This window comes from Micromonospora sp. U56, from assembly GCF_018070095.1.
Classification (GTDB): Bacteria; Actinomycetota; Actinomycetes; order Mycobacteriales; family Micromonosporaceae; genus Micromonospora; species Micromonospora purpureochromogenes.
Genome location: NZ_JAGPYL010000181.1, coordinates 1 through 9,550, shown reverse-complemented (window position 1 = coordinate 9,550; position 9,550 = coordinate 1). Strand labels below are relative to the sequence as shown.

Below are 9,550 nucleotides of genomic sequence, written 5' to 3'. Positions count from 1 at the left end.
GGATCACGTCGGAGTAGAGCCGCGCGGCGCGGGCGTTGCTGCCGACCCGGTGCAGCACGGCGGCCAGCGTCGCTCCCGCCGAGATCGTCCGCTCGTCCGAGCGCCCGTAGAGCCGGGTGGCGGCCGCGTACGCGAAGGCCGCCCAGCCGCGCGCGGAGTGCGGCTCGCCGAGCGCGACCAGCACCCGCGCCTGGAGCCCGGCGGCGTCGGCCAGCTCGGGGGAGGCGTGGTCGGGCCGGGGGTCGGCGTCGGTCAGCGCGTCGGCGAGCAGTCGCTGCGCGCCGGCCAGGTCGCCGGCGGACACCAGGTGGTGCGCCTGGAGGGTCAGTTCACCGAAGCCGGAGGGCACGCCCCATCGTGCTCGTCCGGCCACGGGTTGTACAACCCCCGACGGTGATCGGAGTCGTCAACCGGTCAGGTGGGCGACCAGCGTCTCGCTGATCCGGCGCAACTGGTCGACCTGGGCCGGGCTGAGCGCGTCGAAGAGGTGCCGGCGTACCCCCTCGACGTGGCCGGGCGCGGCGGCGGCGAGCACCGCGAAGCCGTCGTCGGTGAGGACGGCGACCTGGCCGCGCCGGTCGGTCGGGCAGTCCTCGCGCCGGAGCCACCCGGCCGCCTCCAGCCGGGCGGCGGCGTGCGAGAGCCGGCTGCGCGAGGAGCCGGTCAGGTCGGCCAGCTCGCTCATCCGCAGTTGTCGCCGAGGGGCCTCGGAGAGCCGGACCAGGATCTCGTAGTAGGCGTGCGGCATTCCCGCGTCGCGTTGCAGCTCGCGGTCGAGGGTGTCCATCAGCGCCCGGGAGGCGGTCAGGAAGGCCCGCCAGGTGCGCTGCTCGTCGGGGTCCAGCCACCGGGTCATGGCGTCCATCATAGCGGCAATGATTGAACGCTCAACCAAACCACGCTAGCGTGGGGTGCATGGGAATCCACCGCCTCAACCACGCCGTCCTCTACGTCAGCAACCTCGACCGCAGCGTCGCCTTCTACCGCGACGTGCTGGGCTTCCGGCCGGTGGCGATGACCCCGGACGGGTTCCGTGGCGCCGCGTTCCTCCAGGCGCCCGACTCCACCAACGACCACGACCTCGGCCTGTTCGAGATCGGCGCGGCGGCCGGCCGCTCGCAGGCCGGGCGCGCCACCGTCGGCCTCTACCACCTGGCCTGGGAGCTGGACACCCTCGACGAGCTGGGCGCCACCGCCGAGCGGCTGGCCGCCGCGGGCGCGCTGGTCGGCACCTCCGACCACGGCACCACCAAGAGCCTCTACGGGCAGGACCCGGACGGCCTGGAGTTCGAGATCGTCTGGATCGTCCCGGCCGACCTGCTCGACGACGAGGCGCTGGCGGCGCGCAAGCGGATCGGCCGGCTGGACCTCGACCGGGAGCGGCGGCGCTACGGCGGCCAGACCCGGGGCGGGGTGGGCATCTCCATCCCGGCCTGACGCCGCCGTACGGTACAACGATGGCCACCGACACCGTCCTGCGTGAACTGCTCGTCCGGCAGCTCGACCACTGGCTGCCGGGGGCGCTGCACCGTTCCCGGCGGGCCACCCTCGCCCTGTCGTACCCCGATCCCGATGCCGCCGAGGCGGCGCTGCGGGTGGTGGCCGAGTTCGCCGACCGGCTGCGCGGGCGGCGGCTGACCGTCCTGGTGCTCGCCGGTGGTGGGCCCGACCTGCCGGCCCGGCTCGGTCCGGTCGAGGCGACGCTGCCGGCCGACGTGGCCGTGCACCTGGTCCCGGGGGACGCGTCCCGGCTGCCGGTGGTGCTCAAGGCGGCCGGCGCGGCCGGCGCGCCGCTGCTGACCATGGTGGACGCCGCGGCCGCCGAGCCGGCGCTGCTGGCCGCCGCGGCGACCGGTCGCCCGGCCGAGCTGCTGCTCAGCGCCCCCGCGCCGGCGTCGCTGCGGCCGGCCCTGACCGACGCCGGCTTCTCGCTGGTCACCGAGGTCGAGCTGGTGCCGGCCGACGGGTCGCCGGCCCGGCGGGTCGCCTTCGGCACCGGGCTGGAGAAGAGCCTGGAGGCGTTCAAGGACGCGCTGTGGGAGGTCGACGAGTTTGCCGGGGTGCGCTACCGCGACCCCGAGGACCCGGCCGGCGGCCTGCTCGACATCGCCCTGCACCCCGAGCCGGGGCCGCTGCGCCGTGAGCTGCTGGCCGAGCTGGCCCGCTCCGGCCCGCGTACGGTCACCGAGCTGCGCCGGCACACCCTCACCGCGACCGTCTACCGGGCCGCGGACACCGTCGGCGCGCTCACCAGCCTGCTGCACTCCGGCGCGGTGCGCCGCGACCCCGAGCACGGCCGGCTCGGCGGCGACGTGCTGATCACCGCCGGCCCGGCCGCAGCCGCCCGGTCAACTGCTTGACCAGCACCGACGCGCCGGTGGGACCGGTCGCCGCTCATGCGGCGATGCTGCGCCCCGGACGCCGCCGCCAACGGCGGAACGGCGAAGCCGCCGCCGGGGCCCGGGGCCGCGGGTGGCGGGTGGCGGGTGAACGGGCCGCCGAACGTCGCCGGGGGGGGGGGGGGGGGCCGCGCCGGTGAGTCACCGGCACCCCGCTCGACGTCGGGACATCACGCCCGGGTCTTGTCCTGCTTCCAGGAGAGCGGCCCCGGCAGGTCGACGCGGTGCGCCCTGGCCTTGGAGTTCCACGACCAGCGACCGATCTTGATGCTCCACGAGGAGAAGCCGTTCTCGGTGAAGTTCAGGATGATCGGCCCGTACTTCTTGCGCTTACGGAACATCAGACCCATCGTGGGCTCCCTTCGCCGTTCCCTGTACTGCCCTGCTCTGACGTCACCGAACATGCCCGAACCGCGGATTCGTGAAACCTGCGGCGATCCGCTGGACGGTCACCGGAATCTCTACTCAGCAGGTAGGTGTTACGGGGCGGTAAACGCAGCTCGGCAAGGGATCCAACTAAGTCAGCGATGGGACCGGGAGGGGACCAGGCGTCGCCACCAGCAGTCCTTCCCGCCTTACCTCGCCCCCGCCCAGAACGACTGGCGCGAGGCGCCGGCATATCCGGCGCCACCGGGGCCTCCCTGGTCGCAGAGCCCTCAATCCAACCCGCGTCGCTCGGCGTCGACGCGGTCCTGTGGGGCGCCCCTACCAGCAGCATTTCACGGGACTCAACGTCGAAGTGACAGCGGCGCGTTCGACCAGTGGAAGGAGCTGGGTCGCGCCGTGGTGAATGCCGGTGTGGATCAGTGCGGACTACTCGAAATAGGACGCGGGCGGACGGTAATCTGCCTGGGTGCAGCTCCGCCAGTCCGGTATGGGCGGAGCTTCGCGCGGGTGGACCGGTTCTTCCCCTCCACTCGGACGTGCTCGGACTGCGGGCGCATCAGCGACAAGATCGCGCTCAACGTCCGATCGTGGGAATGCCCTTGCGGTAGTTGTCACGACAGGGACCTCAACGCCGCTATCAACATTCTGGCCGCCGGACGGGCGGACAGGCTAAACGACCGTGGAGCGCGGGTGGGACCACCAGCGATGGTGGCACCGCGCGGCGAAGCGGTAATCCACCCGGACACTGCGCGGCTCACACGCAGCGTGGAGGGAATCTTCGCCCCGGCGGGTGGAGAGAACGTCAATACGGCTCCGACGCGCAGGGCGCCAAGTTCTTGAGGCATCCCCGATCCGGTCACCTGGCGCCTTGTCGGCACGAGGTCGCAACCGTCGCTCGGCGCGACCGCCAAAGCGGTGCCAGGGAACTGGGCGGCCAGAGGTTTCGGCCCAGCCGAGATCTGCGTCGAGTTGCCGGCACGTGATTCGGAACTGGCAAGTGACAAGGGCTGTCATGACCGGCTGCCCGGCCGGCCGCCGGGCAGGTGATCCGGACGCTGTGACCCCGGGGGCGCGCCGACGCAGGCTCAGGCGGCCACCGGCGCGCGGTCGACGGCGAGGACCCGGGTGACGCTGCCGTCGTCCTCGGTGATGTCCCGCTGGTGGACGAAGCCGAGCTTGGCCAGCAGCGCCAGCGAGGCCGTGTTGGCCTCGGCGACGGTGGCGTGCACCCGGGTCAGGTCGAGGGTGTCGAAGCCGTACCGGACCAGGGCCCGGGCCAGCTCGGTGCCGAGGCCGGCGCCCCAGGCCGGCTTCGCCAGGGCGTACACCAGCTCGTGGCCGTCGACCTGGTCGGTGCGCTTGATCTCGGCGTGCCCGACGTACCGGCCGTCCCGGCGCACCGCCCACACGTCGAACAGGTCCTCGGCGTAGACCGTGGTGAACACCCGGCCGAACAGGGCGGCGGCGTCGGCGGGGGTCATCGGGCCGTCGCCCATGTACCGGGCCACCTCCGGGTCGCTGAGCAGGGCGACGAAGTCGTCGGCGTCGGCCGGGCGGTAGGGCTCCAGCAGCAGCCGGTCGGTGCGCAGGGTGGGGGTGGGCATCAGCGGGGCTCCCAGGCGTCGGGCAGAGCGATCAGCTTTCGGACGTGTGCGGGCAGTCGGCCGCTGACCACCTCGGCGAGGCTGACCTCGTCGAGCACCTGCCGGACGGCGGCCCGGACGGCCACCCAGAGCCGGGGAAGGTTCTCCGCCGAACCCTCGTAGCGGGTCTCCTCGGGGCGCAGGCCGCGCACCCCGGCCAGCGGGCCCTCCACGGCGCGCAGGATCGCCCCGACGGTGACCTCGCGGGGCGGCCGGGCCAGCGTGTAGCCGCCCTCCGCGCCGCGCTGGGCCCGCACGATGCCGGCCCGGCGCAGGTCGGCCAGGACGGCCTCCAGGAACTTGCGCGGCATGTCCTGCTCGGTGGCGATCGCCTGGGTGGACAGCAGCGAGGGGTACGCGGTGGCGAGGCTCAGCGCCGCCCGTACCGCGTAGTCGCCGCGCGCGGAGATCTGCACCCCGCCATCATGCCCGCCCGGCCCAGTCCGCCGGGTCGGCGGGCCGACGCTGCCGGACGATCCGTCGCAGCGGCTGCTCCCGCGCGGCCCGGAACGCGCCGGGGCTCACCCCGACCTCGCGGGTGAAGAAGCGCCCGAAGTTGGTCGGCTCGGGGAAGCCCAGCCGCCGACCGATCCGGGCCACCGGCTCGTCGGTGGCGGCCAGCAGCCGGCTGGCCTGGAGCGCGACCCGCTCGTCCACCACCTGCTTGGCGCTGCGCCCCGTCACCGCCAGGCAGGCCCGGGTCAGGGTACGCACCGAGCAGCCCAACTGGGCGGCGTAGTCCTCGACCCGGCGGGTGTGCTGGTAGCCGCGCTCGATCTCCCGGCACAGCCGGTGGAAGGTGGCCAGCTCCGACCGGTGCGGCCCGCCGTCGGCACCGCCGGGGCGGTCGCTGGGGAGCAGCGCCAGGCGCAGCAGCAGCACGGCCAGCTCGTGGCGCAGCAGCGCCCGGGCGGCCGGGTTGTCCCGGTGCCGGCGACTGTCCACCGCCAACTGACTGACCTCGTTGATCACCGCGTCCTCGTCCTCGCCGGCGAGCTGGTGGTGGGTCGGCACGGCGTCCGGGTCGACGTCCAGGCCGCGCAACGTCTCGCCGCGCCAGCGCACCACCGTCGCGTCGAGCTGCGGGGTGCACCGCAGCACCTGGCCGGGGCTGGCCCGCAGCAGCGTGCCCGGCCGGCACGGCAGCGGGCGGAAGTCCAGCTCGGCCGTGCCGTGGCCGCCGGTGACCAGGATCAGCAGATCCGCGTCGAGCAGCGTCGGGCGGCGCCACCCGGGCTCGGGGGCGAGCTCACCGAGGTCGAGCAGGTCGATCTCGGGGGCGGGCAGGTCGGGGTGGGTTGCCGGGGAGAGCTGACCGGAAGGGACCATCACCTGCGACGGTAACCGGAGGTGGGAGTGGTCGCATCCCGGCGACGGGACCGCGGCGTCCGGTACGCGGGGTTGTCCCCGGTCGGAGGCGCGGTTACGTTACCGAGCGGTAGGTCCACCGACTCCCGAGGGATGGGCATGACGGAGCTGTTCTCGGTCGCCGACAAGACGGTCCTGGTCACCGGCGGCACGCGGGGGATCGGGCTGATGATCGCCCGGGGCTTCGTGCAGGCCGGCGCCCGGGTGATCGTTTCGTCCCGCACGGCCGACGTCTGCGCGGCGGTGGCCGAGGAGCTCTCCGCCGATGGGCGGTGCGAGGGCGTGCCGGCCGACCTGAGCCACGACGCGGGGGCCGAGGGGCTCGCCGCGGCCGTGCGGGAGCGTACCGGCGACCGGCTCGACGTGCTGGTCAACAACGCGGGCGCGACCTGGGGCGCGCCGCTGGAGGCGTACCCGGAGAGTGCGTTCGACAAGCTCTGGGCGGTGAACGTCAAGGCAGTCTTCCGGCTCACCACCGCGCTGCTGCCGGCGCTGCGCGCCGCGGCCAGCGCCGACGACCCGGCCCGGGTGATCAACATCGGCTCGGTCGACGGCATCCGGGTGCCGTTCATGGAGGTGTACGCCTACTCGGCCACCAAGGCGGCGGTGCACATGCTGACCCGCAGCCTGGCCCACCAACTGGCCGGCGAGCAGATCACGGTCAACGCGATCGCCCCGGGCCCGTTCGAGAGCAAGATGATGGCTTTCGCCCTGCAGGACCCGGCGTCCCGTTCGGCGATCGAACAGCAGGTGCCGCTGGGCCGGATCGGCCGCCCGGAGGACATGGCGGGCACGGCGATCTACCTGTCGTCGCGCGCCGGGGCGTACCTGACCGGCGCGGTGATCCCCGTGGACGGCGGCCTGACCACGCACGGCTGAGGCGTACCCGGCGGCGGGTGAGCCGGAGCCGCGCGGACTCGGCAGATCCGCGCGGCTCCGATCGGATGGGTCAGCGGCCGGCGAGCAGCCGGTTCACCGCTGTGTCGACGTCGAGGTGCTCGGCCTCGCGGCCGCGCGGGACGACGACGTAGGTCCGCCGCAGGAAGCGCACCAGCACGCTGCGCGGCACCTCGAAGAGCGCGTTGCCGTCGGGTGACGACAGCGCCAGCGCGACGAAGTCGCCGCGCGGGGTGGCCCAGGGCCAGACCCGGACGTCGCCGATACCGGCCGGTTCGTCGAGACCGGTCACCAGCAGTTCGCGGGCGAAGGACCAACTGACGGCCTCGCCACCGGCGGATTCGGCGTGGAACAGGACATGGACCGCATACGGGTCAGCAGGGTCGTAACGCAGACTGGCACGCACCGGCAAGGCGGTGGCGTCAGGTGCGACGAGCCTTAGCGACGTCTCGACCTCTACGGTCGTCGGTCGGATGACACTCATGGACGTTCTCCCCCCGGCACCGCTGCGGAACGCGCGTGTCCCGCTTTTCCCATACTCAGGTGCTACTCCTGGCTACGCTCCGCCATACGCTGACTTCACCCAGTGGTGGGAAGTGCCTCGGAAGCGCCGCCAGAATGTGAAACTTCTTGTACGATTTCCGGTCTGCCCAGTGCGTGATCCCGCCCGGCGTCGGGTGGCTCAGTCGTCGACTTACTCCGGTAACGTCCAGTGGTCTGCGCAAGTGACGGGCCGGGGCGACACTGGGGGGTGAAATGGTCACGAACCGATCCTCAATGGATGCGACGACCGCGACCGACTCACCGAAAGTAGGGGTCCGAGCAGCCGAAAGGCGGGGGAACGCGGTGCCGAAGGATCAGCACGACGGGACCGGTCGGCCCGCCGCCGGCGGCCGCTCCGGTCGAGGTCGCGCGCCGGCTCGCGGCGCCGCTGCGCGCCCCGTCCGGGCCGGCGGCGCCGGCCGTCCCGCCCGTGGCTCCGGTGGCGCCGGCACCACCCTCGCCGATCGCCCGCCGACCGGCTTCCGGCAACGGGTCCGGACCAGTCTCGACCTGATCCGCGCCAACCCCACCGGCCGGGTCGCCCTCAAGATCTTCATCGCGATCGCCGGGGCGCTGGTCGTCACCGTCGGCCTCGCCCTCATCCCGCTGCCCGGCCCCGGCTGGCTGATCGTGATCGGCGGCCTCGCCATCTGGGCCGTCGAGTTCCACTGGGCCCGCCGGCTGCTCGCCTTCACCCGCCGGCACGTCCATGCCTGGACCCGCTGGGCCACCTCCCGGTCCCTGCCGGTACGCATCGCCCTCGGCTCCGTCGGCCTGATCTTCGTCGCCACGGTGGTGTGGCTCTCGCTCAAGTACAGCCTCGGCATCGACCTGGTGGCCCGGCTGATGCGCTACCTCGCCACGCACTGACCGGGTTGCGGCGCCGGGGTGCGGCGGGTGGGCGGGCCGGGGTGCGGCGGGCGAAAGCGCCGGGGTGCGGCGCGCGGGACCCGGATTTCCGGTCCGCTCACACGATCAGGTAGAGTCATCGGCGCTGAGGGCGATTAGCTCAGCGGGAGAGCGCTTCGTTCACACCGAAGAGGTCACTGGTTCGATCCCAGTATCGCCCACCGTAGATATTTGCAGGCCAGAAGCCCGTCGCCGGAATACCCGGTAACGGGCTTCTTGCCGTGTGCCCCTTAAATTGGGAGCAGATTGGGAGCAGCCCGCTGCCCGCGACGTCGGCGACCACCAGCGGCATGACGTTCGTGGCGCCGTTGCTGTGGGAGCCGTATTCAGTCACCGGCGGCGCATGATGGCGTAGACCATCCTGCTGCTGGCGAACTCGGAGACGGTGACGAGTTCCCACCCGAACTGCTCGAGCACTTCGGCCGCCGCCACCGCCTGGGTGACCTGATCGCCGCCGATCCCGCGATGGGAGACGATGGACAGGAGCCGGTAGGGATACGCGCGTAGGTCGGCGTGGTTGCCGAGGATGGCGCTGGCGGTGACGGTGCGGGTGCGCGTGATCTGTTCGAGGGCTTCACGGGCGCTCATCCCGGCACCATAGCCGCTTGTTGCACGGACAGTTCCACAGCCGAGTCCCGCCACGACAATCCCGACAGGGAGACCAGCCACCACCGAGCGTGAGCCTTCCGCCCACCACGAAGGGCGCGGCGCCATGAGCGACCGGCGATGCACCCGCACCCCCTCCATGACCACCACCCCAGCCCAACCCGCGACCACACGACGGTGGACCGAGGACGACGTCCGCGCGCTGGGCGTGACCACCGACGTAGCCCATGTCGCACGGATCGATCTTCAAACGCTGCGGCTGCCGCGACCCGCGCACCCGCAAACCCCTCGGCAACCACTGCCCGAAACTCCGACGCGCTAACCGGTCCTGGAACCCCGACCACGGCCACTGGGCCAACCAACTGGAACTCCCACCCACCGCCGAGGGCCGCCGCCGACAGCTACGCCCCACCGGCTTCGACACCCACAAACAAGCCGCCGACGAACTCGACCACGCCCGGCAGTTGCTCGACCTCGCCGGCCGCAACCGCCGACGCCGCACGGAGATCGGCGACCTGCTGCAAGCCACCCTCCGCGCCGGCGGCACCCTGCCCGACGTCGACACCGTCCGCAACCGGCTCCGCGCCGACACCCCACTGGCCGGTGTGCCCACCGTTGCCGACTGGCTGACCACCTGGCTGCAGCGGCTCACCGTCGATGACAACACCCGACGCGGCTACGAATCCCACGTCCGCGTGCACCTCATCCCCCACCTCGGCGACGTCGTCCTGGACAAACTGCGCCCCCACCACATCGAGGACCTCATCGACAAGATCAAGCAACGCAACGCCGACATCG

The 9,550-nt window shown here is 72.6% G+C and carries 12 protein-coding genes, 1 tRNA gene and 2 pseudogenes; 7 read left to right on the top strand and 8 right to left on the bottom strand.

The window, feature by feature from the left end:
- Window positions 1-349 (bottom strand): annotated as a pseudogene (locus tag KBX37_RS32210) (tetratricopeptide repeat protein); the annotation flags it as partial.
- A gap of 57 nt (window positions 350-406) precedes the next feature.
- Window positions 407-865: a MarR family winged helix-turn-helix transcriptional regulator gene (locus KBX37_RS32205; protein ID WP_210779610.1), complete on the bottom strand. Its 459-nt coding sequence runs from the start codon at window positions 863-865 to the stop codon at window positions 407-409.
- Window positions 866-915: 50 nt separating this feature from the next.
- On the opposite strand from KBX37_RS32205, the gene KBX37_RS32200 reads away from it, so the two are divergent.
- Both KBX37_RS32200 and KBX37_RS32195 read left to right on the top strand, forming a co-directional pair.
- Window positions 916-1,437: a VOC family protein gene (locus tag KBX37_RS32200; RefSeq protein ID WP_210779609.1), complete on the top strand. Its 522-nt coding sequence runs from the start codon at window positions 916-918 to the stop codon at window positions 1,435-1,437.
- Window positions 1,438-1,457: 20 nt separating this feature from the next.
- Entirely contained in the window at window positions 1,458-2,360 is a 903-nt protein-coding gene (locus KBX37_RS32195) for a hypothetical protein (RefSeq protein WP_210779608.1), read from the top strand.
- 209 nt (window positions 2,361-2,569) lie between these two features.
- On the opposite strand, the gene KBX37_RS32190 is transcribed toward KBX37_RS32195, so the two are convergent.
- Window positions 2,570-2,749: a DUF4236 domain-containing protein gene (locus tag KBX37_RS32190; protein WP_210779607.1), complete on the bottom strand. Its 180-nt coding sequence runs from the start codon at window positions 2,747-2,749 to the stop codon at window positions 2,570-2,572.
- Here KBX37_RS32190 and KBX37_RS35085 point away from each other — a divergent pair.
- Window positions 2,667-3,626, top strand: a complete 960-nt coding sequence (locus KBX37_RS35085) for a transposase (RefSeq protein WP_307849296.1) — start codon at window positions 2,667-2,669, stop codon at window positions 3,624-3,626. The two genes, KBX37_RS32190 and KBX37_RS35085, sit on opposite strands and share 83 nt — an antisense overlap.
- 245 nt (window positions 3,627-3,871) lie before the next feature.
- Here KBX37_RS35085 and KBX37_RS32180 read toward each other — a convergent pair whose 3' ends face one another.
- From KBX37_RS32180 to KBX37_RS32170, 3 genes are read right to left on the bottom strand one after another with little or no spacing between them, the layout of a single operon-like run.
- On the bottom strand, window positions 3,872-4,390 hold the full coding sequence (locus tag KBX37_RS32180; protein WP_210779605.1) for a GNAT family N-acetyltransferase: 519 nt from the start codon (window positions 4,388-4,390) through the stop codon (window positions 3,872-3,874).
- Complete coding sequence (locus tag KBX37_RS32175) at window positions 4,390-4,845, bottom strand: Rrf2 family transcriptional regulator (protein ID WP_210779604.1); 456 nt, start codon at window positions 4,843-4,845, stop codon at window positions 4,390-4,392. Before KBX37_RS32175 ends, KBX37_RS32180 begins: the two co-directional genes overlap by 1 nt.
- Before the next feature lie 7 nt (window positions 4,846-4,852).
- Window positions 4,853-5,758, bottom strand: a complete 906-nt coding sequence (locus tag KBX37_RS32170) for a helix-turn-helix transcriptional regulator (RefSeq protein WP_210779603.1) — start codon at window positions 5,756-5,758, stop codon at window positions 4,853-4,855.
- Window positions 5,759-5,896: 138 nt separating this feature from the next.
- Here KBX37_RS32170 and KBX37_RS32165 point away from each other — a divergent pair, with 138 nt between their 5' ends.
- Window positions 5,897-6,676, top strand: a complete 780-nt coding sequence (locus KBX37_RS32165; protein WP_210779602.1) for an SDR family oxidoreductase — start codon at window positions 5,897-5,899, stop codon at window positions 6,674-6,676.
- Window positions 6,677-6,746: 70 nt separating this feature from the next.
- On the opposite strand, the gene KBX37_RS32160 is transcribed toward KBX37_RS32165, so the two are convergent.
- A complete protein-coding gene (locus tag KBX37_RS32160; protein ID WP_007457244.1) occupies window positions 6,747-7,178 on the bottom strand; it encodes an SsgA family sporulation/cell division regulator in 432 nt (143 codons plus the stop codon).
- Between the two features lie 293 nt (window positions 7,179-7,471).
- Between KBX37_RS32160 and KBX37_RS32155 the strand changes: the two genes are divergently transcribed.
- A complete protein-coding gene (locus KBX37_RS32155; RefSeq protein WP_374103935.1) occupies window positions 7,472-8,107 on the top strand; it encodes a TIGR02611 family protein in 636 nt (211 codons plus the stop codon).
- Window positions 8,108-8,235: 128 nt separating this feature from the next.
- Window positions 8,236-8,307: transfer RNA gene (locus tag KBX37_RS32150), tRNA-Val, on the top strand.
- A gap of 169 nt (window positions 8,308-8,476) precedes the next feature.
- On the opposite strand, the gene KBX37_RS32145 is transcribed toward KBX37_RS32150, so the two are convergent.
- The gene (locus KBX37_RS32145) at window positions 8,477-8,734 is read right to left on the bottom strand and encodes a transcriptional regulator (protein ID WP_210779600.1); all 258 of its coding nucleotides are present in this window, start codon (window positions 8,732-8,734) and stop codon (window positions 8,477-8,479) included.
- A 245-nt stretch (window positions 8,735-8,979) separates the two neighbouring features.
- Between KBX37_RS32145 and KBX37_RS32140 the strand changes: the two are divergent.
- Window positions 8,980-9,550: pseudogene (locus tag KBX37_RS32140) on the top strand (N-terminal phage integrase SAM-like domain-containing protein); the annotation flags it as partial.

What these genes read in the sequence shown, in the direction of transcription:
- KBX37_RS32190 (WP_210779607.1), bottom strand. Translation starts at nt 2,749, where the DNA reads ATGGGTCTGATGTTCCGTAAGCGCAAGAAGTACGGGCCGATCATCCTG.
- KBX37_RS32200 (WP_210779609.1), top strand. Translation starts at nt 916, where the DNA reads ATGGGAATCCACCGCCTCAACCACGCCGTCCTCTACGTCAGCAACCTC.
- KBX37_RS32145 (WP_210779600.1), bottom strand. Translation starts at nt 8,734, where the DNA reads ATGAGCGCCCGTGAAGCCCTCGAACAGATCACGCGCACCCGCACCGTC.
- KBX37_RS32155 (WP_374103935.1), top strand. Translation starts at nt 7,472, where the DNA reads ATGGATGCGACGACCGCGACCGACTCACCGAAAGTAGGGGTCCGAGCA.
- KBX37_RS35085 (WP_307849296.1), top strand. Translation starts at nt 2,667, where the DNA reads ATGCTCCACGAGGAGAAGCCGTTCTCGGTGAAGTTCAGGATGATCGGC.
- KBX37_RS32170 (WP_210779603.1), bottom strand. Translation starts at nt 5,758, where the DNA reads ATGGTCCCTTCCGGTCAGCTCTCCCCGGCAACCCACCCCGACCTGCCC.
- KBX37_RS32205 (WP_210779610.1), bottom strand. Translation starts at nt 865, where the DNA reads ATGGACGCCATGACCCGGTGGCTGGACCCCGACGAGCAGCGCACCTGG.
- KBX37_RS32160 (WP_007457244.1), bottom strand. Translation starts at nt 7,178, where the DNA reads ATGAGTGTCATCCGACCGACGACCGTAGAGGTCGAGACGTCGCTAAGG.
- KBX37_RS32180 (WP_210779605.1), bottom strand. Translation starts at nt 4,390, where the DNA reads ATGCCCACCCCCACCCTGCGCACCGACCGGCTGCTGCTGGAGCCCTAC.
- KBX37_RS32165 (WP_210779602.1), top strand. Translation starts at nt 5,897, where the DNA reads ATGACGGAGCTGTTCTCGGTCGCCGACAAGACGGTCCTGGTCACCGGC.
- KBX37_RS32195 (WP_210779608.1), top strand. Translation starts at nt 1,458, where the DNA reads ATGGCCACCGACACCGTCCTGCGTGAACTGCTCGTCCGGCAGCTCGAC.